Genomic DNA, 23,626 nt, shown 5'->3' with positions numbered 1-23,626 from the left:
TAGAGATGAAGGCAGATGCAGTAAAAAATGTTCAACTAGCAGATAGGAGACCATCGGGAATTAAGATTATCTGGCAGGAAATAAAGAAAGATAGACTTGCATTAGGATCTTTCTACTTTCTTCTCATTTTTTTAGCAAGTGTCTATATAGCATCCTTTATGATAGATCAAAAAGCGATTGCCCGAGTGGATATATTCTCCATCTATCTCATGCCTTCTGATGCACATTTGTTAGGGACTGATTATGCTGGACGAGATATATTAGGACAGCTAATTTTTGGCACCAGCAACTCGTTCACAATAAGTTTGTGCATTACGATTTTAACAGCATTAATGGGTCTATGTGCAGGACTAATAGCTGGTTATTTTGGGGGAATTGTCGATAACGTAATTATGCGTGTGATCGACTTTATCATGTCGCTACCTTCAACGATGATGATTATTGTATTTGTTACTGTTGTACCGAAGTTTACTGTCACGAACTTTATCTTTATTATGTCGATTTTTTTATGGACAGGGAAAGCAAGGCTGATTCGATCGAAAACTTTAGCTGAGCGGGAATTGGAGTATGTACAAGCTTCTCAAACATTAGGTACACCGCATTGGAAAATCATTCTATATCATATATTACCTAATATAAGTTCTGTTATTATTGTAAACTTCACTTTGAATTTAGCAGGCAATATAGGGCTTGAAACTGCATTGACTTTCTTAGGCTTTGGTTTACCTGAAAGTACACCAAGTCTAGGGACTTTAATTAGTTATGCAAGAAACCCTGATGTCCTTGAGAATAAATGGTGGATTTGGTTACCAGCTGCAGCGATCATTTTAGTACTTATGTTAAGTATAAATTTTATTGGACATGCATTAAAACGTTCGGCTGATGCAAGACAAAGAAGAGGATGAAATGAGGAAAATGATTGAAATAAAATACCATCAAAGGATGACGTATTTAAAGAAAATTCTCTAACACGCCATCCATAGGTATCAGCTAAAAAGTATTGAGTAGTAATGATTTACTAATAACATTAGACTAATTTTGATTGTAAATAATGATAAAGTAATGTTGCTGTATGGTTCAATGAAGAAATATGGGTTCTTTCAAATGCGTGTGATGCATCTATGCCAGGCCCTACTAATCCATGAGCAATATCAAAGCCAGCACGAACTGCCGCTGATGCATCTGAACCGTAATAAGGGTATATATCGACCCGATAATCTACATGATTATTCTTTGCCAGATCAATTAGATGCTGGCGAAGCTTGTAGTGGTAAGGTCCTGAAGAATCCTTAGCACATATAGAAACGCTGTACTCATCTGTTGTTTGACCATCGCCAATTGCACCCATATCAACAGCAATATATTCAACCGTTTCAGGCGTGATATTGGAATTCCCACCATATCCAATCTCTTCATTATTTGAAATGAGGAAATGAGTAGTATAGGGGAGTGTAATATTTTCTTTTTGAATAATATCAATCAAATGCAACAGAATGCCAACACTTGCTTTATCATCTAAGTGTCTAGATTTCAAAAATCCGCTTTCTGTTTCTTCTACTCGTGGTTCAAATGATATGAAATCACCAACTGAGATTCCAAGTGCTTCTGTTTCTGCCTTTGTTTTGACCACTTCATCAATTCGGACCTCGATTGTCGTTTCATCTCGCTTTGCATCGCCGGCGTTTTTGTACACATGAACCGATGTTTGATTGATTAAGATTGTACCTGTGATAACTTTTCCATCTGCTGTGTGGATTTTACAGTATTCTCCTTCAACAGAGTTCCAGCGAAAACCACCAATCATACTTAAGCTCAGACGCCCACTGCCCTTGATTTCTTTTACCATTGCTCCAAGTGTATCTACATGTGCAGTTAATAGACGATGTTTACGGTCATCTGCTCCTTTGATTGTTGCTATTAAAGCCCCTTTGTTTGAAATGGTATAGGGAATGTTCCTTGTTTTCATGAACTTTTCAACATATAAAATTGCTGCTTCTGTATAACCAGATGGACTTGGAATTGATACAAGATCCGTTATGTATTGAACCATTTCTTGATTATTTATTAATTTGACCATTAGAAATAACTCCTTTCTTTGCGTTACTCTATTATAACGTTTTTCTACTCGTTCAATAGAAAAAGTGATACGATTATTCAACTTAATTTTGCTAAGTTCAGAAAGTTAACCTGGGATGGCGAGGACTGGTACTTTGCTATTGGATATCCTTATGTCATCCTTTTATCCCACTTTTAACCGCCAGCAAGACCAAACCTCCAATAACAATGTAATATGAAGATAGGTGGCAGTTAACTTTCAGTAAAAGCTAGGTTGGTGAGATAAAGTGAAACTTACCTTTGTGGTTTTCAAAGATTTAGTTGAACCAATCGGGTTCGTAGTGTCGCTTTACCGAAGCGGAGTGAAGGTATTAGCGACAGTAGAACGGGACTAACAATCAGAGGGGGAAGAAAAGCCCCCTACTAATTAAAGATTCTCAATATCTTACTGCATCCTCGGCAGTTACAGCGACTTTAGACCAATCAGTAAATTTGTAGTCAAAATCTTTAATTCGTAGATTTGCAACTGCAAGATTATAACGGAATAAAGTAGGAATCATTGGTACTTCATCATGAACGAGTTGTTGCCATTCATCATACACTTCTTTACGGTATTTTTTATCGAATGCTTTAGGAGAAAGTCCTTTTGCGAGTAAATCTTGACTCGTTTGATTCACCCAACGGGTATAGTTATAATCTGAGTTTTTATCCCAGATTCCAGATGGATCTGGATCAGAACCTGCTTGCCAAGCTGCTTGAAAAATGTCGATTTTAGGATCGTCTAATGCTACCATGTCGTAAAAAGAGTTGAACTCTTGAAGGCGACCATCAACGAGTTGAACGTCCAACCCAATATCACCCCATTGTTGAATGTAATACTGTGCAAGTAGTTCTGAATTCGCATCTCCATTCATAGAAGCAAAATAAATTGTAAATTTCTTTCCTTTTAAATCTTCACGTATACCATCGCCATCTGTATCGATATAACCTGCATCATCCAATAGTCGTTTAGACTTCTGCTGATTAAAAGAATATCCTTTAATCTTGGAGTTATGATAGTGAGAAATCGCTGGTATTACTGTGTTCGCTGGGAAACGAAGCCCCTTATAAATTTTTTCACCGACAGCTTTATTATCAATCGCATAGGCAAGCGCTTGACGAAGGTTTATGTTAGCCATTTTTGGATTGTCCATTTTCGTGGTCTTAGATATGGGGTCAAAATGCCCTAGTTTAAAGCCGATATATGAATAGGCAAATCCAACATATCCTAGTGTTTCGATGTTCTGCAAATTTTTAGCTTGGTCATATTGATCCGCTGAAATTTCAACGATGTCTAATTCGCCTGTTTCAATAGCTTTCACCGCTAAATCAGGGTTAATCACTTTAAGTGAAATACTGCCTAGTTGAGGTTTACCTTGCCAATACTCGTCATTTGAAACAAATTCAACTGCTTCACCAGGAATAATTTTTTTTACTTGAAACGGCCCAAAACCTATTGGAGTTTTTCGGATTTTATCAGAAGATTCTAAGTCACCAATGGCTACATCTTTCAAATATTCTTTATGGATCGGATAGGTCCAAACGCCACCTGTTAGAATGGATGGATTAGCTTCTTTAAATGTAATGGATATTTTTTTGCCATCAACTTTTATGCCAGAAATGTAATCTACTTTTCCCTTATGGTATTCTTCCATACCTTCTACCATTTGCATTTGTTTATCATATCTAACACCTGTATAGTCTGGATTACCAATTACAAGGAATGCATATTCTAAATCCGAACCCGTTACAGGTGCTCCGTCGTGCCACTTTACATGATCTTTAATCGTTAATGTTATGGTTTTATTATCATCAGACATTTCATATGTTGCAGCTCCTTCATTATTAAACGTATAGTTCTCATCGGATTGTAATAAACTTTCATCAAAGAATTGCAAAATTAATGAATCTGGATTACCCGTATATAATAGATGGCTTAGAATACCTGTAAAAGGAGTATCAGAAGACAATCCGTAATTTAAGTGTCCATTTTTGATAGCGGGTTTAGAATTAGTTGTAACTGTCGTGAATAAGTTTGTTGTATTTGCATTTGTATTATTTAGTATTCCATGCTTTTTGCCATCAACTATAGTATGATTTGTGTTAAAAGCTGTTAATGATAGAACAGAAACTATTAGCATACATAGACCTTTATAACTCATCCTTCCTTCTTTTTTTCTTTTTGAATTTTTTGTTACTTCTTTTCTTTCAGGCAAAGTAGTAACCTCCTATAGGTAATTTTCATTCATGACAAATACCCCATTTTTGTATCCTTTTTACACGTATTCTTCCTCATTAATAAAATTCCAATCCCATAGATTTATTTGAATTTTGTATCTACATGCATATTTTTTAAAATGGAAAATCATAATAAATAGGTATGATTTTTTCAAAAGAAGTACATGATGTGTATTTGGAAAACAAATTATTCTATAAAGGTGATCAAAATCCATGAGTGTTGGTGAGTTATTAATAATTGGTGGAGCTGAAAAAAAATGTCCACAAGGAGACGTGTTACATCTGTTTGTCGATTTGGCTAAAGGAAGATCAGGAGCAATCGGAATTATCCCAACTGCAAGTGAGATTCCAGAAGAGGTGTGTGAAGATTATATTCGTACCTTTCATCAATTAGGTGTAAAAGATATTGATATATTGTCGATTACAAATAGGGCAGAAGCTGATTCTCCCCAAATTCGGACGCGCATAGAGTCACTGGCGGCTGTATTTATTACAGGCGGCGATCAAAGTCGACTGGCATCCATCATTAGAGGTACAGTTCTTCATGATGCGTTAATGGAAACTTGGAGAGATGGGCTGATTCTAGGAGGGACGAGCGCTGGTGCATCCATTATGGCACATCAAATGATCGTTGCTGCGGATACAAAACTTGACGATGATAAATTGAAGGTTAAGCTCGGAGCGGGCTTTGGATTCCTCGACAAAATCATCATTGACCAGCATTTTTCTCAAAGAGGTAGATTTGATCGCTTGTTGAGTGCCATTGCTGAAAATAAAGATATTATAGGGATTGGGATAGATGAAAATACAGCTATTTTAGTGAAGAACGATCAATTTAAAGTGTACGGGGAGCATCAAGTATTAGTTATTGATGGCAGAAACAGTGATTTTATAGAAATTATTGCTTCAGAAAATGGAAGTGAGGAATTAACGATTTCCAACTTTATACTTCATACACTTACTAAAGGATATAACTTTGATTTAGTAAACAGACAACTTATAAAAAAGGGGAAGAAGAAATGAAGGTTAATCGAGTCAGATATTTAAAGGGGCCAAATTACTTTTCATATTCGCCTACCTTGCTTATAGAGTTGGATATCGAAGAATTGGAATATCAACCTTCAGATATCATTCCAGGCTTCAACGAAGCGTTAATGGAATCCATTCCTTCACTTCTTTCTCATACCTGTTCACCAGGTTACACTGGTGGTTTCTTTGATCGTCTCAAACGAGGCACTTGGATGGGGCATATTCTGGAACATATAGCTATTGAGCTTCAAAATTTAGCAGGAATTGATGTGAAACGCGGAAAAACCATTGCAGGAGAAAAACCAGGCATCTATTATGTGTCGTATAGTTATAAAGAAGAAAAATCAGGTCTTTGTGCATTTAATTCTGCAGTAAAAATCGTAGAAAGCATCCTCTCAAATTCAAAACCTGTAAAAATTGAATCGTATGTAACTGAAATTGCTGAACTATACTATTCAAACAAATTAGGACCAAGTACTGATGCAATTTATCAAGCGGCGCTATTGAAAAATATTCCTGTTCAGCATATAGGGGACGATAGTTTATTGAGACTTGGGACAGGTTCGAAGCAAAAATTCGTACAAGCAACGATTACGAGTCAAACATCAAATTTGGCTGTTGAACACTCTTGTGATAAGCAAATGACGAAGGATATTTTAACAAATTGCGGTTTGCCAGTGCCAGAAGGAATGGTTGCCACGACGATTGAGGAAATTTTCCAGAATGCTGAATTAATTGGTTATCCACTTGTGCTTAAACCACTAAAAGGAAGACAAGGACAAGGGGTGATGACGAATATAAAGAATCGGGAACAATTGTTTAATGTTGTCAACTGTCTTGAAGCACATGAAGAATCATATATTATTGAGCGTTATTACCAAGGAAGCGATTATCGGCTTCTTGTAGTGAATGGTCAACTTGTGGCGGCGAGCATGAGAATTCCCCCGTATATAATAGGGAATGGCAATAATACAATTCACGAGCTCATTGAATTGGAGAATCGGAACCCACTTAGAGGCGACGATCATGAAAAACCAATGACAAAAATCCCATTTGATCATTCTGTTACATGTTATTTAGAAAAAATGAATTTGTCGTTGCAATCGATTCCGGAAAAAGGTGACGTTATTCAAGTAGTTGGGAATGCAAATTTGTCAACTGGAGGAAAAGCAATTGATGTAACAGATCAAGTTCACGAAACGATTAAAGACATAGCGGTGTTAGCAGCTAAAGCAATTAATCTAGATATCGCAGGGTTAGATTTGATTTGTCCAGATATTTCGAAACCTTTAAATCGAGAAGAAGTAGCTATTATTGAAGTCAATGCAGCACCCGGAATTAGAATGCATCATTATCCGAGTGAAGGGAAAAAGCGAGATGTTGGGGCAGCAATTGTGAACTACCTTTTTAAAGAAAGAACGGAAGCGGCTATCCCGATTATTGCAATAACCGGTACGAATGGTAAAACTACAACTGCAAGACTTGTGTCTCATTTCTTGTCTGATGAAGAAAAAATAGTGGGGATGGCTAATTCTGATGGTGTTTACATTGGCGGACAATGTATCGATGAAGGTGATTGTAGCGGACCGATAAGTGCGAGAAAAGTGTTAGCCAACCCCAATGTTGATTATGCGGTTCTTGAAACCGCGCGGGGCGGTATTTTACGCGAGGGCCTTGCCTATAGGCATTGTGATGTTGGTATCATAACTAATGTGGCCGAAGATCATTTAGGTAGTGATGGAATCGTTACATTTGAACAGTTGATAAAGCTAAAACAACTAATTGCTGAAGTGGTACATGAGACTGGATATTGTATCCTAAATGCGGAAGATTCTAATGTAGCTAAGATGAGTGCATATAGTAAGGGAGAAATTATTTATACATCACTTACTGAGCACAATCGTTTTGTAAAAAAAGCGCTGCAAGAAGGAGCGGCAGTTTGGTATGTAAATGATTCTGGCTGGATTATATACGCGTATGGGGGAAAAAAAGAGCGCTTTCTATTAGGGAGTGATATACCAATTACAATTAATGGTACGGCAAAACATAATCTATCAAATTTACTACAAGCATTAGCTGCTGCTCATACCCAAGGCATCTTAATGGATCAGTTACGAGAAAGAGCGTTACATTTTTATCCTAATAGTGAACTTTCCAAGGGCAGATTTAATATACGAGAACTAAATGGTAGAAAAATAATTATTGATTACGCACATAATGTTAGCGGCCTTGCTGCAATGTTTGAGACCGTAAAAAGCTTTGCTAAACGGAGAGTTGTGTCTGTAATTGCTGGCCCTGGTGACCGAAAAGATGATGATCTAAAAAAAATGGCAGTTTTACTAAGTAAGCATTCAGATATTCTATTATTGAAAGAGGATGATGATCTTCGAGGAAGAGAACCGTTGGAAGTTCCTAAAATTATGAAAGAAACTGCGATCACTAAAAATATGAGTAAGCAAAATGTACTTATCGTTCCGAAAGAACCTGAGGCGTACCGTACAGCGTGGGAACTATCGAAGCCTGGTGATCTCTTGTTGTTTTTTTATACAGACTTTAATTATGTAACGGAGTTCTTTTCAAAAATTGCCAAACCGACTCTTAACTAAAATAATGATGAGGATGTCCCATAAGGAAAAGGTCAGACCGCATAAATGTAATATACAGTTCAAATTAAGTGTAAGTAGTACTATGAACTGTGTATAGAGTGCTGGCCTGACCCTTGGGACATCCTCTTTCTTTATCTCTCATTAACGAAAAGTTAAGACCTCAAAGGATTGAAGCTTCACTTTTTTACTTTAAAGTTTCAGGAGAAGTAAATACTGTTTGTTGTGGTTCACGTTTGTATAATCTTTGTAATGTGTATGTTTGGACAATCATGAATAATCCTCCAACTGACCAATAAAGAGGTAATGCAGCTGGTGCTGAAAACGAAACAAAGAGAATCATTACCGGTGAAAGTAAGCCCATGAATTTCATACTCGCTTGTTGTTCAGTAGGCATTTGTTTTAGAGAAACCTTGAATTGTAGGTAATAAATTACCCCAGCAATTACCGCCATGATCATATCTGCCTGTCCTAGGTTATACCATAGGAAGCTATGTGTAGCAATTTCGTGTGAAGCTTTAATAGCATAATAAAAGCCCATCAAAATCGGCATTTGAATGATCATTGGTAGGCAGCCCATATTTAAAGGATTGACTCCATGTTTTTGGTACAATGCCATCATTTCTTTTTGAAGTTCTTGTTTTTTTACTGGATCTTTTGTTTGTTTGATTTTTTCTTGAATGGCCGCCATTTCGGGTTTTAATTTGTCCATTTTCCCTTTCATCTTAATCTGTGTTTTGTACTGCTTCATTGTTAAAGGAAGGATGATAATACGAATCAGTAGCGTCACTAAGATGATGCTTAACCCATAATTACCATTAAATAGATGTGCGTTGAATTCAAGTAGCCAAATCAACGGATTAATTAGGAAAGTATGGAAAAATCCATCACCGGATCCAGAAGTGGCTTGGCAACCACTTAATACAAGTACAAGCATTGAAACAATTACAAGAATATTCTTCTTCAATATATTTCCTCCTCATTTTGTTTAATATATTTAAACAATGAGAAGGGAAGTTGGTTCATCTGAGTCATCAGGAGACTCTTTTCTACGAATTACTATAAAAAATTGCTGAAATCCTCTGCGTTCAAAAAATTCAGCAGATATATATGCATGCTTCAGTTGCAGGATTTGATAAGTGTCCTGTCCTTTGCCTTGTGTAAAGAAGTCATTTTTATGAATAATGTAAACAGCTACAACAGGTATAAAGAGGGCGAGAATATATCCTGCTATCATTGCGTTTAGTACGGTTTGATAATCAAAGTCAAGCAATAATTCCCACATAGGCACCCCTCATTTTCTAGTTAAAAACTATATCTACACTATAACAAATATTATTAAATAAACAAGTAATTTAATAAGGAAGAAGGTTCCTTAAGCGGAAAAAGGAGGATTTTGTTTTTGGCGAGATCGATAACAATCACCTCTTTATTTACAGGGAAACAAGGTACGATAGGTTAGATGCCTACATAGTGTAAAGGGAATGATAAAGTGAATTCGAGGTGAAAGTAAATGGATCCATTTAACCCAAATTCTGGATTTAATATTGAAGGAAATCAAAATGTTTATGATCAGAATAATGATCCTTACTTTAACGGATATGAAAATTATGGAGAGAATTACGATATAATGGCAAGACAGTCGATGTATAATCCCGGACAATCACAATGTCCCCAGTGGGAAGGTTTGCATCAGCCTTTATATGGTGGAGGATTTAGATATCCAAACCAACTACCCCAAGGAGGAGGCCCTGGTCAATATCCTAGACTGCCACCCCAAGGAGGAGGCCCTGGTCAATATCCTAGACTGCCACCCCAAGGAGGAGGCCCTGGTCAATATCCTAGACTGCCACCCCAAGGAGGAGGCCCTGGTCAATATCCTGGACCGCCACCACAAGGAGGACTCCCTGGTCAATATCCTGGACTGCCGCCCCAAGGAGGAGGCCCTGGTCAATATCCTGGACCGCCGCCACAGGGAGGAGGCCCTGTTCAATATCCTGGACCGCCACCCCAAGGAGGCCCTGGTCAATATCCTGGACCGCCACCCCAAGGAGGCCCTGGTCAATATCCTGGACCGCCGCCACAGGGAGGAGGCCCTGGTCAATATCCTGGACTGCCGCCCCAAGGAGGAGGCCCTGTTCAATATCCTGGACCGCCGCCCCAAGGAGGAGGCCCTGTTCAATATCCTGGACCGCCACCCCCAGGAGGGGGCCCTGGTCAACATCCAGGTCCACCACATGTTGGCCCCGGTCATGGCCAACACTATGATGATGGACCGCCGACAGCGCCACCTCCATTATTTGTTCCGCAATTAAGTGGTATGGGTTTGACAGCTGTGGACCCAGGAAGCTTAAGAGGCTGTTTGTATCGAAATACCTACATTTGGCTTGAAAGTGGCAGAGGATTTTGGTTTTATCCGACATATGTTGGCAGATATTCTGTTGCAGGATACCGGTGGAGAAGAAATCTGCAGCGATGGGTATATTTTGGAGTAGACGCGGATCAAATTCGTTCATTCCAATGCTATTAATATAAATAACTTTTACAGGAAAAGAAATAAGGCATCAGAAGTATTCGTTTAGATACTTTTGGTGCCTCTGCTAATTATTAAGGATAAGAAATGTTCATAATTAGGAATTAAGCATCAGGTCCGCTTTTCTTTTCATTTAAACTGAAGTAATCAGGAAAATCAGTCGTGATTCCATCAAGCTTCATTTTCTCAAACGAATGGACATGCTTTCGGTTATTAACAGTCCACGTGAATGCCATCATTCCATAAGTATGAATTTTTCGTATTAGCCTTTCGTTTACCATCGTTTTTTTGGGATTAATAAATGAAGCAAATTGTGAATATTTCAGTAAAGATCTATTCGATATTCCTGCTGGGGTATGTTTAAATAAGATTCCAACAGGGACTTCTGGTAAAAGCTTGTGGAACTTTTTAATTGAAGCGATATTGAAAGATTGAACCATTATTTTTGGAGATTCATGACTTGCACGCAATCTGTTTTTAAGCTCTTTGGCAAGTATTGATTCAATTTCAGGATAGTGCTCTGGATGTTTTATTTCAATTAAAACTCCAGAAAAAGGTAAGGTTTGATCCAAAACAGTGCTTAATAAGGGAATTCTCTCTCCTGAAAAACCCTCGCTATACCAACTACCAGCATCTAACTTAGATAATTCCTCATATGTAAAATCTTGAACTCTTCCTTTTCCATTCGTTGTTCGGTCCAAGGTCAAATCATGAATGACAACGATCTGTCCATCAAAGCTCAGGTGAATATCAATTTCAATGAAATCTACCTGATATTCTAAAGCTTTTTTAAATGAAGCCATGGTGTTTTCAGGAGAATGTCCACAAGCACCACGATGACCGATTTTAAGCGGAATATGAGTGGATGGAAGTTTCTGTTTTTTTCTGAAAAACCAACTTTGAAATAAAAGAAAGATCCATTTCATTTAGGTTCCTCACTTTCTTTTGAATTCTATTTTAATAATGTTTAATATTCCTTTTCAATATGAATTTTCAGCATACGTGAAAACAATGGGACAATTTCTAATTCGCTGCTACTTTTTTTGATTTTGGAGGTATAAAGAGAATGAATGGAGGTGAATGATATGAATGAACTTCTAACATTTGTCAGTGATGTTGGTTTTCCCATTGTAGTCACGTTATATTTGCTTCATCGATTTGAAGCAAAGCTTGATGTGCTTAATAAAACCATTGTCGAGCTGCCAGATCGTTTGATGGATTTCTTCATATTAAAAAATAGAAAAGATTGAATGGCTGATATGGTCAAGCGAAAAATGGATGAATCGGTCTGTTTCATCCATTTTATCCCGCATTAATAGGCAGTAAACTCTAACTAAGGACTTTAAAAAGCGTAGGTGAAGGTAACTGCTCGTAAAATCCCGATTGGTGAGGTAAAGTTTCATTTTATTTACATTAAAAAAGATGCAGCCAAGTGGCAGCATCTTCACCCATTTAGGTATTTTATAGTTTTACAACATTTTTAGCTTGTGGTCCGCGGTTGCCTTCTTCAATTTCGAATTCAACGTCTTGTCCTTCGTCAAGAGTTTTGAACCCTTCTCCTTGGATTGCAGAGAAATGTACAAATACATCATCGCCGCCTTCTACTTCAATAAATCCAAATCCTTTTTCACCATTAAACCATTTAACTTTACCTGTAACTGTCATTCGATAAATCCTCCTAAAAATTAAACAAATATTAATATATGTTAAAGCTTATCTTATACAATAAGCCATTCATATATTAGCAAAATTCCACTAGTTGTGGATGCTTGCTAATATGTGAATTCGTTTCATTTCTAAATAATATTTAATCAAATTATAAAACAATTCAAATAAAATCTCAATCACTATTCATCAAAATGACATTTTCTAGCGTATCCTAAAAAACGGTTTCTTATACGTATATACATGAATAACCATCTGTTAAAAAGTACACTACTAAGCAAGAATGTTTTAAATTTTTTATCATTGGTTAAACAAGAAGGATAGAGAGTGATCAATTGAAAAAATATGGTTGAGAAAATCTGGTCTACAAACGACTAAATTGAAAGAAAGCGGGGTTCTAGAATATGAAGAAAAAGATGCTAAAACGCGCTGCAGCATTAGTTGCACCATTATTGATAAAAGAAGCAAAAAAATATTGGCATAAAAAACAGCAAACAAAACGACAAAAGCAATAGGTGCAGAACTAACCAATTGTTAATCTAAACGAATCTCGGTTCAATCGTTTGAATTAGATCCATCTTCTCCTATCATTCCTACTTGCTGCTTCTTCAAATCCGTAAACGCTTCTAATAAAACGATAAGAAAGTAGATGTTTCATCAATAGGATTTGATTTTGCTAATAATTATTAGAGTAGCATCACTTGCGTTTTTTCTGTGGAAAAAGTGTTACGGATTATAACACTTGAACCTTTTTCATTGTTGGCTTGATAGCGGACCGTCAATGATGTTTCTTATGAGCAACCCTTCTTAAAGGTATAGCCAAAAAAGAAGCAGGTATGATATATTTCTAAAGTGTAGAATGAACATAGTTCGTTAACCATATTAATTTGTGATAAGTAAGAAGCTTGGAAGCTAGCTAACTTGATGGTGGAAATTTCCACTTATATAGGATAGAAGGGAATAAACGTATGACTACATTAAACGATGAGGTTCAAACTAGAAGAACCTTTGCCATTATTTCTCACCCGGATGCTGGGAAAACAACATTAACGGAGAAACTGCTTTTATTTGGAGGCGCTATCCGCGATGCAGGAACCGTTAAAGCAAGGAAAACAGGAAAGTATGCAACTAGTGATTGGATGGAGATCGAGAAACAACGTGGAATTTCAGTTACTTCATCTGTTATGCAATTCGATTATGATAATTTTCGTGTGAATATCTTAGATACACCAGGTCACCAAGATTTCAGTGAAGACACATATCGTACTCTCATGGCTGTCGATAGTGCAGTGATGATTGTGGATTCTGCCAAAGGGATTGAGGACCAAACAATCAAACTATTTAAGGTATGCCGGATGCGCGGGATTCCTATTTTTACATTTATTAATAAAATGGATCGTCAAGGGAAAATGCCGCTCGAATTACTTGCTGAGCTAGAAGAAGTACTAGGCATCGAGACATATCCGATGAACTGGCCAATTGGAATGGGGAAAGAATTTGTTGGTGTCTATGATCGGTTTAATAATCGAATAGAACAATTTAAAAGTGGAGATGAAGATCGATTTTTGCCTTTGAATGATGAAGGAGAATTAGCAATTGATCATGAATTAAAGGATTCACCTCTTTATGAGCAAACCCTTGAAGAAATCATGCTACTTACAGAAGCTGGTAACCAGTTCTCAAAAGAAAAAATTTTAGCAGGGACACTTAGTCCAGTCTTTTTCGGCAGTGCATTGACGACGTTTGGCGTACAGACATTTTTAGATGCGTACTTACAATTTGCTCCTGCACCACAGCCTCGGAATTCTACAGTAGGCGAAATTGAACCAAATAACGATGATTTTTCTGGATTTATCTTTAAAATCCAAGCGAATATGAATCCTAAGCATCGAGATCGTATTGCGTTTTTACGTATATGTTCAGGTAAGTTTGAACGGGGTATGAGCGTTTATCTTAGTAGAACAGGAAAACCGATTAATCTGTCATCCTCCACTCAATTTTTAGCTGATGATCGCAATACAGTAAATGAGGCAGTGGGTGGCGATATTATTGGTCTTTATGATACCGGGAATTATCAAATCGGCGATACAATTACAACAAGCAAGGAAATGTATCAATTTGATCGTTTACCTCAATTCACTCCAGAAATATTTATGAGAGTAACTGCTAAGAACGTGATGAAACAAAAACATTTCCATAAAGGAATTAATCAACTCGTACAAGAAGGGGCCATTCAGTTGTTCAAAACTGTACGGATGGAAGAGTATTTGTTAGGGGCGGTAGGTCAGCTGCAATTCGAAGTATTTGAACACAGAATGCGTAACGAATACAACGTCGATGTTATTATGGAAAGAATGGGTAGCAAGATTACTCGATGGACTGAAGATCAAAAAGTTGATGAAAATCTTCATAGTACTCGTAGTATTCTAGTGAAAGATCGTTATGATCAATATGCATTCCTTTTTGAAAATGATTTTGCTTTGCGGTGGTTCCAGGACAAAAACCCTGATGTGAAGTTATATAACCCAATGGATAGTGAATGAAAAAATGAGGTTGTCCCTTTTGGGGCTACCTCATTTTTATTGGCTGTATTTTTTACATATCATAAATAGGTCCTGCTAAACTTGCCTGTTGATTGAAAAGAATGGCGTTTGCTCCAATCAACATAGTGCCAAAATCACCAATTAACATAGCCAAAAATTAAGAAAAGGGAGACGGATCAAAGGCGGAAATAATTACTATACGTAAAAAAGGATTGACAATTCTATAATATTGGCTTAAATTTATCTGTATGCTTTATCGCTTAAAAGCGTTTAAGTAAAAAAGACAGATAATTTTCTACATTTGCAACTAGGCAGTCTTTTACAACATGAAAGAGGGGAAAATAGGTGGATGTTAAGAATGTGAAATTAAAGTTGTCATTGGGTGAAGCGTTGGTCATACTAGCCATCTCATTGACTATCATTGGGGTTGGAATTATTCATTTTGAAATGACGCCCCATATGCCGATACTTGGTGCCATACTCGTATTAATTATTTATGGAAGAATGAAAGGTCTATCTTTTTCGATAATAGAAAAAGCTATGATAAAAGGCGCAGCTCCTGGGTTGGGTGCCATTTATATTTTCTTTTTTATTGGGATGTTAATTTCGAGTTGGATGGCGAGTGGGACTATTCCGACGCTTATGTTTTATGGCTTTGAATATATTTCAGGCAGCTCCTTTTATGCTATAGTTTTTTTATCTACTTCATTAATTGGTTTATGTATTGGCAGCTCGTTAACAACTTCTGCCACTGTGGGTGTTGCTTTTATTGGAATGGCAACTGCGCTTGATTTTTCATTGGCAATTACAGCTGGTGCAATTATTTCTGGAGCATTCTTTGGTGATAAAATGTCTCCGCTATCCGATACAACCAATCTTGCATCTGAAACTGTGGGGGTTCCCTTATTTGAGCATATTCGAAATATGTTATGGACAACTATTCCTGCATTTTTGATTAGTTTGATAGTGTTTTTCATACTTTCTCCAAACACGAATGTAACAAGTGTAAAAGAAATGGATGAGATGGTATCTGCATTATCTACACACACGACAATAAGTTTATGGAGTTTGCTACCATTCGTTATTGTTGGCGGTCTAGCATTGAAAAAAGTTTCCGCTATTCCAACATTGTCTGCTGGAATTATTACGTCAATAATTATTACGTTTTTTACTTCACCTAATGTGACTGTAAAAGCGATGTCTGACATTTTATACTCTGGATTTACGTTAAATAGTGGAGTAGAGCAACTCGATTCAATTGTTTCAAGAGGGGGAATTACGAGTATGATGTTTTCCATTTCACTTGTAATTTTGGCCCTTGGAATGGGCGGCTTACTTTTCGAATTAGGTATTATCCCTGGTATTTTAGAAGCTGTTAAGAAAACAATGACGAACGTTAGACGTTTAGTTTCGGCTACTGTTTTGACAGGAGTTGGCGTGAATTTTCTTGCGGGTGAACAATATTTATCGATTCTTTTACCGGGAAAAACGTTTCAGCAGGAATACAATCAAATGGGATTGAAAGCAAAGTCATTGGCGAGAGTGTTAGAAGATTCAGGAACTGTAGTAAATCCACTTGTTCCTTGGGGAGTCTGTGGAGTATTTCTTACCCAAGTACTTGGCGTTACGACTGTTGAATATGCACCATTTGCTTTATTTTGTATTCTTTGCCCTCTGTTAAGTTTACTTAGCGGTTGGACAAAAATCGGGTTGCACTTTAAATGAGGGTTTTAGGTAATTGACTAAAATATAGATGAGAAAATGAAGTATGATAGGTAGAGAAAAGTCCTTCAAAAGAAGTATTAAATACAGTGTATATGTAAAAAATCACTAGATTCAAATGACAAAAACAAATAATTAAAACCGCTGTTAAAATATTAACAGCGGTTTTTAATTATTTAGTGGATGTGAAGTCCTTGAATGACGGGCTCCTCAGCTTCTTTTTGTGCCTTAAGATTCATGCGCATAATAACATTCTGATATATCCCAATAGAAGTCATTAATAGTAAGAGTGAGGATCCTCCATAACTTACAAAGGGTAAGGTTATTCCAGTAATCGGGATGAGTCCGGTAACTCCGCCAACATTGATAAATACTTGAATCCCAATCATCGAGGAAATTCCAATAAGTAGTAGACTACCAAATGGATCATCGCATTTAGCGGAAAGAATGAATCCCCTTAATACGATAAAGCCTAAAGTAAATAGTACGAAAGCTACTCCAAAAAAGCCAAGCTCTTCTGCGATAATGGCCATGATAAAGTCGGTATGACTTTCAGGTAAATAGCCATATTTCTGAGTGCTTTCTCCCAATCCAACTCCGGTCAAGCCTCCATTGCCGATGGCAAGTAATGAGTTTGCTAACTGAAGACCAGAATCCCCTGCATGAAAAGGATCTGAAAAACCTGTAACACGGGCCATTTTATTAGCAGAAAAAATCTTTGAAATATTACCTGTCACAAAAAATCCGGCAATAGCTACACAACCGACCATTAGAAAAACAGAGAATAATTTTACAAGCCCTTTAAAGGTCATTCCTGATGATATAACAATAGATGCAGAAATCAAGAATACAATGGCTGCAGTACCGTAATCAGGTTGTATTCCAATAAGTAAGCAAATTGTGACAAGAAAAATAATGGGTGGCATAACTGCTTTATCCAAATTATTGATCCGGTCCTGCCTTTTGCCATAAATGGCAGCTAAGTAAATAATTAAAGCTAATTTAGAAAATTCAGCGGGTTGGATGGAAAATCCGCCAATTTTAAGCCAGCTTTGAGCATTCCCAGCTGTATGTCCATATAAATAAGTGAAGATAAGTAATCCAGTTATTCCAAACATAATAATGATTAAGAATTTTTTATTCTGAAAAAATTTGTAAGGAAAGATCATCATAAAAAACATAGCGCAGAATGATAGTAGCATCGCTTTTTTTTGATTTTGATAAAAATGATCGATGTCATAATCCCATCTTGCTACTGCTGCAATCATGCTCGAGCTGTATACCATGACCAAACCGAATAAGCAGAGTAACACAATGGCGATGAAGGTGGGGTAATCATAAGCTTTTAATATTCTTTTCAATTGTGTGTTCACCTCTGATACATATAAGCTATCTGTTTTTTTCCGATTATTTGGTAACGGAAAATCAAGTAGGAAGAATGATATTATCATATCATGATACTACCACTCGTTGCTAATAATTAATGATGTGTATTCATTTCGAAATATTTTTATTTTCTTTTTAACATTCGATAGTAAACAAGAATAATCCTTTATGTATCTGTAATTATTTAAATATTCTGATATTTTTTCGAGAAGCGAAGAAACAACATAAAAAGAAAGAGGATGACTCCAATCGGCAACTCTCCGAATGTTGGAGAATTGCGCTTTGAAGTCATCCTATGTTTTTTGACTCATGCTATAGTGCATGTAATTGTTCTTAAATCCATTACATATTCAGTTTTAGTTTTATTATCTACCTTGAAGTTGAGATTGAGCTTGTTGCACAAGTCGTTTTGTTATTTCTCCACCGACAGATCCGTTTGAGCGTGATGTAGATTCAGCACCTAAATGCACTCCGAATTCTTGTGCGATTTCATATTTGATTTGGTCAAGTGCTTGTTCAATTCCAGGTACTAATAAGTTATTACTGTTGTTTGCCATTATAATCGCCCCTTACTTTTTTTCAGTGGTGGTTAACCACTGTATTAGTATTATGGGATAATCACTTGTTATTATTAATGAAATGTTCTGGTAAAGTACATCAATAATGGTTTGTAAGGTTGAAGTTGGAATGGATGTCAATTCATTTACGTCAGCTTTTTCGGATTCAGCATTGCTAAGCTGAATAAAATTGAAAGAAATTACCCCATCCTAACAAGCAAGCTAGTTTGGATAAGGATGGTGAATGAATAGTGAAACGAAAAGCAAATGTAGATGGTGCTCTGAAAACGAGCAAGACGCCAAAACGAAATCAGGCAGAAAATGAATATGCAAATGAATTTGCAATGGATGAAGATATGATGAAGGGTGCAAATCGTAATTCAAAGCAGGGGAGAAAAGGGAAAACACATGAATAATCAAAAGGCTAAAAAAAATGATAAGTCTAAAATCCATGTTCGCGAAGAATTCGGAACGGAATTTACAAGTGATTTGAATGCAGCAAAAATTTATGACGTTTTGTCTTCAACCAAGCATAAAAAGAAATAATCACCGGAAATTTGCCGGTGATTATGAACAAGAGAACACCATAAATACCAAAACGAAAGAAATTTTAGCATTACAAAACAGTTCAAATAAGTATCACACTGGAGAAATGGGTTCTACCCCATTTCTCCATTTTTTATTGATCTTGCCAGCGTTTTTTATAAAGTTTGAAGTACAAAGAAAATTTCTTGATTAAGTTTGCAAATTGTGTTGTTTTTATTTCGATAATTGGTTGGGCAAGTGACGTGATAAACTGGCTTGATAAAAGTACGGTTATTAAAAAGGAAATTCCTGCAAGCATGATATAGTTTTCAACATCAGTAAAATAACCTTTCATACTGCTTTCTCTAAAGGTACGTATGATAAAACCGTGCAGTAAATAAACATATAGTGTTTGCTCTCCCCATTTGGTAAAGAAGTGTCTTTCTCGTGGAATTAAAGAAAGAAAACTAAAAACCATGAGTAAACTTAAAGCATAGAAACCTAATCTTTTGAACATCGAAATGATACTTGCTGTTTCTAATTCAGAATATGGTTTAGATCCAAGAAGCCATTTATAGTTAATGTCTGGAAATAAATAAAAGCCAATAAATACAATAACCATAATGATTGTTGCACCTAAACGAATTTTTGGATTGAACAGCTTGACCAAATGCTCCTTCTTCAGATGGTATCCAATAAGGAACAGAGGGAAAAATACAAAAGTCCTTGATAAACTTAAGAAATTATTAACTATATCTACATAGCCTACGAGCAATGTAATTCCCAATGCAACTGCAATTCCAGTTAAGGGCTTCAATTTTGCAAAGCCAAGTAACATGATATTCCAGAAAAATAAGCTAATTAAAAACCAAAGTGACCAATGTGGATTGAGAAGATCTACATTTAAAGTCGATTTGTCATATAGAAAAAAATAGAAAATCGAATAGATGACTTGAAAAATTAGGTATGGAATAATCAGCTTCTTTGTAATTTTAGCGATATATCCTTTTTGATAAAATCCTTTTGCGAAAAAACCAGAAACTAGAATAAAAGCTGGCATATGGAACGAATAAATTGTTTTATAGAGAGCATTTATTTCTTCGCTGCCTTGAATATAACTGTTTAAGAGATGACCGAATACGACAAACGCTATCAAAATGAATTTCGCATTATCAAAATAAAAATTTCTTTTTGTCATAGAGTGGCCTCCATTCAATATATCTCCTTAAATGAGCAAAAAACGAACGTCTATGAGCGTTTGCTCTAAAAACCAACGGTGATCAAGGTTGAAGTTAAACTATATCAACTTATGAAAGTGATGGTGCGGAGCTAATTTGCGAGCCCTCGCCCTTTTCCAAGAAAAAGTTACTTTTCTTATATACCCACTTTTTATGAACGAAAATCATTATACCTTAAATTTTTTAATAAAAAAATATTAATATAATCGGAATTATCTGACTTTTAAAGAGAAAATTCTAAAAAAGTCAGGAGAATTAGCGAAATAATGTTAATATGTATAAGAATGTAATTGCCCAATTTTCCAGAAATTAATAGAAAATAGATACCTTTTCATGGATTTTTATCCCGCATTAACGGGCAGTAAGACCCCACCTCAAGATTATGAGGTGCATAGAAGGTAGGAGGGGGATGAAGGAACTCCTCACTGCTGGAAGCTTCACTTTATTGCATATACCTATATCAACTAAAGAAAAATATATTTACTTTGGATATTTTCATACTTGGTATTCTGAATAGTTTAGTAATTTGATATTACAAAAAAATGTGATTTCTAGACATTAATGAATTTTGTTTTACAAAATATCATTTATAGAAGTATAAGGACTTAAGCAGTAAGTCGATGTTCTTAAATTTTTGAAATGAAAGGAGAGAAGGGCGGTATTTTGACTTGAAAAAATAACGAAGTTGAGATATTAACCCGTTACAGAATGAAAAATGTAAATCCTTCACAACAGGATATATCAATCTATCAAAAGGAGATTGATCAATTAAACCGTCGAATAGATGATTTTAAAGAGTTATTCGATTCATTGTCTGACGCATATATAATGCTAAACTCTGAAAATGAAATAACTTATGCGAATCAGTCTGCTTGTAGCTTATTTGGGCTATCTTCAGAAGAATTTCTTTTTGGTAGGGTATTAAATGACTCACAAAAGATTTATCTACCTTATATCACGACAATTCAAATCCTCAAGCATAGAAATCTGTGGATTATTCAATTAAAAAAAGGAGAGATCAAACATATTGAATATCAAGAAACTAGCTCCAATAGGGTTGGTCTCCGCATTTTGAAGCTACAAGATGTTACAAGCCTGTCAATATTAAGTGATAAGCCTATTGTTCCCATGCAATTATTTTTGGATGTTTTTAAATATGCCGTGGATAGCATCATCATTTATGATAAAAACGGAATTATTATGGATGCGAATGATTCTTTTTGTAAAATGCTTGGTAAGCGAAAAAAGGATATTATTGGTGATAACATTCGAGGTATTATATCGCCTAAACACTTACTTAATTGGCAAGAAGGGATTGAGAAAGTGAACCTATATGGGTCCTTTAGTGGGGAGGTGGAAATGTTTTCAGATGACGAATTCACTCTATTCAAATATATAACGAGCACGAATAAACAAAATAATCTGTATATGTCAATTTTAAGAAATATGTCAGAAGGAATGGTGATGAAAAAAAGAGCTGAGAAAAGTGAAAAGGTCTTCGCAGAGCTGTTCGACCATTCAATGGACGCGATTCTATTTTGGAAAGAAGATGGAACCATATTCCAAGCGAATGAAGCAGCTTGTAAAATTTTCGAATCTACTCACGATGAACTAATTGGTAGCATAATTGGCAGCTATGTATACAAAAATCACCAAAACTTTAAGACTGTAATTAATAAATTCGAAGAAAGAGGAGAAATTCGAGAAGAGCTATTTTTTAAAATGCCAAATGGTCAGATAAAATTATTAGAATTTACCGGAAAAAAACATCATGCTGAAGGATATAACTTAACAATCTTTCGTAATGTTAGTGAGAGATGGCTGATTGAAACAGAGTTAAGGAAAAGTGAATGGAAGTTTAGAAAAATCTTTGAAGGATCGTTAGACGGTATGATCCTTTGGACAAATGACCGTATTATTGATATTAATCATGCAGGAACTAAAATACTCGGAGTTGTTAAGAACGGTTCTCTTAGCTCATTTGAAAGAATAAACATACCAAACACTCAAAAAGAATTAATTAATTTATTACATGAGCATATTGAACTTGCCATACAAAGTGAATCTGAAATATCAACCATTGCGATTCCTTTTGAAAATGGCGAGGTAAAGCATATCGAATTTGCTACACGAGAAAACTTATACGTTGGCACGAATTTTACAATTATTCGAGATGTCACAGAAAAACTGGCAATGGAAGAGCAAATTCGCAAATCAGATACCCTACATGTTGTAGGAGAACTAGCAGCTGGCATTGCACATGAAATTCGCAACCCTATGACAGCTATAAAAGGCTTCATTCAATTACTGCAAAATAGTGTGAAAGAGGACTATACGACCTATTTTAATGTGATTACTTCAGAGCTACAGCGTATAGAAACGATTATAACGGAGTTTTTATTCTTAGCCAAGCCACAGGCGCTAAAATACTCTAACCAAGATGTAAATGTGATTGTAAAAGAAACAGCAGATTTTCTTGAGGCACAAGCCATGCTTAATAATATTCAACTTAAACGGAATCTCACGAAGGATAATTGTGACGTTTTTTGTGAAGGAAATCAGTTAAAGCAAGTGCTCATCAATATTATCAAAAATGCGATTGAAGTATCGAATGATGGTAGTTTCGTAATCATTAATACGGAACGAATTAATGATTCATTTGTAAAAATCTCCATTATAGATCATGGTCCTGGAATTACAGAAGAAAAGCTAAGAAGGCTCGGGGAACCATTTTATACAACGAAAGAACGAGGAACTGGACTTGGATTGATGGTTAGTTATAAAATTATTGAAGAGCATAAAGGTTATATCGAAGTAGAAAGTGAAGCAGAAAAAGGAGCGACATTCCATATCTTTCTACCGATTCCAAGAGAGGGTTAAAGCTAGAATTATGACATACTATTATACCAACTATCATCATCCATTCGCTGGTGACTTATATTTACTTGCGAATGAGGAGCAACTTGTCAGTATCTCATTTGGAGAAGATGATTTTAAAAAGAGAAGTAAGAAATTGGACGTAATCTTTGATAAGGAACATTTCGTATTCACTAGGATTCTTCCTATGTTAACTGCATATTTGAGTGGAGAAGTAGTTGACTTTCCTGAAGTATGTATATTGAGTGGTACAGAGTTCCAACGAAAAGTATGGGAGGAAATCAGTAGAATTCCTAGGGGGGAAACGAGGACTTATAGTGAAATCGCTGTAGCGATTAACAGGCCGAATGCAGTTAGAGCAGTTGGTCAAGCAAGCCGCGCGAATCCTCTTCCATTTATTATTCCTTGTCATCGAGTAGTCGGGAAAAATGGAACCTTAACAGGATACGCGGGCAGCCGAATACATATTAAAGAATTATTGCTTAAAGGAGAACGTATCACTCAATAGGCTTTTCGTTATTGATTATCCCGCATAAACGGGCAGCAAGACCCTAACCCCAAGGCTTATAGGAATCCGAAGGAGCGTAAGGTAGGGATAACTGCCTGATAATGTTCG

General features: G+C 36.1%; 21 protein-coding genes. 12 read left to right on the top strand and 9 right to left on the bottom strand.

Annotation, left to right across the window (positions count from 1 at the left end; genetic code table 11):
• Positions 1-5: 5 nt before the first annotated feature.
• Entirely contained in the window at positions 6-905 is a 900-nt protein-coding gene (locus tag V179_RS0120090; protein ID WP_028393056.1) for an ABC transporter permease, read from the top strand.
• A gap of 122 nt (positions 906-1,027) precedes the next feature.
• Here V179_RS0120090 and V179_RS0120085 read toward each other — a convergent pair whose 3' ends face one another.
• Together V179_RS0120085 and opp4A are read right to left on the bottom strand one after the other, a co-directional pair.
• The gene (locus V179_RS0120085) at positions 1,028-2,077 is read right to left on the bottom strand and encodes a M42 family metallopeptidase (RefSeq protein WP_028393055.1); all 1,050 of its coding nucleotides are present in this window, start codon (positions 2,075-2,077) and stop codon (positions 1,028-1,030) included.
• A 415-nt stretch (positions 2,078-2,492) separates the two neighbouring features.
• Positions 2,493-4,256 (bottom strand): oligopeptide ABC transporter substrate-binding protein, encoded by a 1,764-nt coding sequence (gene opp4A / locus V179_RS0120080; RefSeq protein ID WP_028393054.1) that lies wholly within the window; start codon positions 4,254-4,256, stop codon positions 2,493-2,495.
• Between the two features lie 289 nt (positions 4,257-4,545).
• On the opposite strand from opp4A, the gene V179_RS0120075 reads away from it, so the two are divergent.
• Both V179_RS0120075 and cphA read left to right on the top strand, forming a co-directional pair.
• A complete protein-coding gene (locus tag V179_RS0120075) occupies positions 4,546-5,355 on the top strand; it encodes a cyanophycinase (RefSeq protein WP_028393053.1) in 810 nt (269 codons plus the stop codon).
• Positions 5,352-7,967 carry a cyanophycin synthetase gene (gene cphA, locus V179_RS0120070; RefSeq protein WP_028393052.1) on the top strand — a complete coding sequence of 872 codons (2,616 nt, stop codon included), beginning with the start codon at positions 5,352-5,354 and terminating at the stop codon, positions 7,965-7,967. Before V179_RS0120075 ends, cphA begins: the two co-directional genes overlap by 4 nt.
• Positions 7,968-8,151: 184 nt before the next feature.
• On the opposite strand, the gene yidC is transcribed toward cphA, so the two are convergent.
• The gene (gene yidC / locus V179_RS28410) at positions 8,152-8,931 is read right to left on the bottom strand and encodes a membrane protein insertase YidC (RefSeq protein ID WP_034302071.1); all 780 of its coding nucleotides are present in this window, start codon (positions 8,929-8,931) and stop codon (positions 8,152-8,154) included.
• 30 nt (positions 8,932-8,961) lie between these two features.
• Complete coding sequence (locus V179_RS0120060; protein ID WP_028393051.1) at positions 8,962-9,249, bottom strand: hypothetical protein; 288 nt, start codon at positions 9,247-9,249, stop codon at positions 8,962-8,964.
• 418 nt (positions 9,250-9,667) lie between these two features.
• On the opposite strand from V179_RS0120060, the gene V179_RS31820 reads away from it, so the two are divergent.
• Positions 9,668-10,279 (top strand): hypothetical protein, encoded by a 612-nt coding sequence (locus V179_RS31820; RefSeq protein WP_235179175.1) that lies wholly within the window; start codon positions 9,668-9,670, stop codon positions 10,277-10,279.
• An 11-nt stretch (positions 10,280-10,290) separates the two neighbouring features.
• On the top strand, positions 10,291-10,494 hold the full coding sequence (locus V179_RS31815; protein ID WP_235179173.1) for a hypothetical protein: 204 nt from the start codon (positions 10,291-10,293) through the stop codon (positions 10,492-10,494).
• A gap of 107 nt (positions 10,495-10,601) precedes the next feature.
• Here V179_RS31815 and V179_RS28405 read toward each other — a convergent pair whose 3' ends face one another.
• Positions 10,602-11,423, bottom strand: coding sequence for a glycerophosphodiester phosphodiesterase (locus V179_RS28405; protein WP_051405056.1), 822 nt, complete (start codon positions 11,421-11,423; stop codon positions 10,602-10,604).
• Between the two features lie 159 nt (positions 11,424-11,582).
• Between V179_RS28405 and V179_RS0120045 the strand changes: the two genes are divergently transcribed.
• On the top strand, positions 11,583-11,747 hold the full coding sequence (locus tag V179_RS0120045) for a YvrJ family protein (protein ID WP_028393049.1): 165 nt from the start codon (positions 11,583-11,585) through the stop codon (positions 11,745-11,747).
• A gap of 211 nt (positions 11,748-11,958) precedes the next feature.
• On the opposite strand, the gene cspD is transcribed toward V179_RS0120045, so the two are convergent.
• A complete protein-coding gene (cspD, locus tag V179_RS0120040; RefSeq protein WP_028393048.1) occupies positions 11,959-12,162 on the bottom strand; it encodes a cold-shock protein CspD in 204 nt (67 codons plus the stop codon).
• Between the two features lie 968 nt (positions 12,163-13,130).
• On the opposite strand from cspD, the gene V179_RS0120030 reads away from it, so the two are divergent.
• Both V179_RS0120030 and nhaC read left to right on the top strand, forming a co-directional pair.
• Entirely contained in the window at positions 13,131-14,705 is a 1,575-nt protein-coding gene (locus V179_RS0120030) for a peptide chain release factor 3 (RefSeq protein WP_028393047.1), read from the top strand.
• Positions 14,706-15,050: 345 nt separating this feature from the next.
• Positions 15,051-16,430 (top strand): Na+/H+ antiporter NhaC, encoded by a 1,380-nt coding sequence (gene nhaC, locus V179_RS0120025; RefSeq protein WP_034302067.1) that lies wholly within the window; start codon positions 15,051-15,053, stop codon positions 16,428-16,430.
• A 173-nt stretch (positions 16,431-16,603) separates the two neighbouring features.
• On the opposite strand, the gene V179_RS0120020 is transcribed toward nhaC, so the two are convergent.
• The gene (locus V179_RS0120020) at positions 16,604-17,788 is read right to left on the bottom strand and encodes an FtsW/RodA/SpoVE family cell cycle protein (protein WP_034302205.1); all 1,185 of its coding nucleotides are present in this window, start codon (positions 17,786-17,788) and stop codon (positions 16,604-16,606) included.
• 390 nt (positions 17,789-18,178) lie between these two features.
• Entirely contained in the window at positions 18,179-18,370 is a 192-nt protein-coding gene (locus V179_RS0120015) for an alpha/beta-type small acid-soluble spore protein (protein ID WP_028393044.1), read from the bottom strand.
• A 251-nt stretch (positions 18,371-18,621) separates the two neighbouring features.
• Between V179_RS0120015 and V179_RS31385 the strand changes: the two genes are divergently transcribed.
• Both V179_RS31385 and V179_RS31120 read left to right on the top strand, forming a co-directional pair.
• Positions 18,622-18,786 carry a hypothetical protein gene (locus V179_RS31385; protein ID WP_182501347.1) on the top strand — a complete coding sequence of 55 codons (165 nt, stop codon included), beginning with the start codon at positions 18,622-18,624 and terminating at the stop codon, positions 18,784-18,786.
• Entirely contained in the window at positions 18,779-18,916 is a 138-nt protein-coding gene (locus V179_RS31120) for a hypothetical protein (RefSeq protein ID WP_154664020.1), read from the top strand. Before V179_RS31385 ends, V179_RS31120 begins: the two co-directional genes overlap by 8 nt.
• A gap of 133 nt (positions 18,917-19,049) precedes the next feature.
• Here the strand turns inward: V179_RS31120 and V179_RS0120000 are convergent, their stop codons facing one another.
• On the bottom strand, positions 19,050-20,093 hold the full coding sequence (locus V179_RS0120000) for an acyltransferase family protein (RefSeq protein WP_028393042.1): 1,044 nt from the start codon (positions 20,091-20,093) through the stop codon (positions 19,050-19,052).
• A 748-nt stretch (positions 20,094-20,841) separates the two neighbouring features.
• Here V179_RS0120000 and V179_RS0119995 point away from each other — a divergent pair.
• Together V179_RS0119995 and V179_RS32250 are read left to right on the top strand one after the other, a co-directional pair.
• Positions 20,842-23,013, top strand: coding sequence for a PAS domain S-box protein (locus V179_RS0119995; protein WP_028393041.1), 2,172 nt, complete (start codon positions 20,842-20,844; stop codon positions 23,011-23,013).
• 10 nt (positions 23,014-23,023) lie between these two features.
• Complete coding sequence (locus V179_RS32250; protein ID WP_028393040.1) at positions 23,024-23,518, top strand: methylated-DNA--[protein]-cysteine S-methyltransferase; 495 nt, start codon at positions 23,024-23,026, stop codon at positions 23,516-23,518.
• Positions 23,519-23,626: the final 108 nt, after the last annotated feature.

The organism is Bacillus cihuensis (assembly GCF_000504145.1).
Lineage (GTDB): Bacteria > Bacillota > Bacilli > Bacillales > DSM-1321 > Peribacillus > Peribacillus huizhouensis.
The sequence above is the reverse complement of the archived record's forward strand: the minus strand, read 5'-3'. Positions and strand labels throughout refer to the sequence as shown.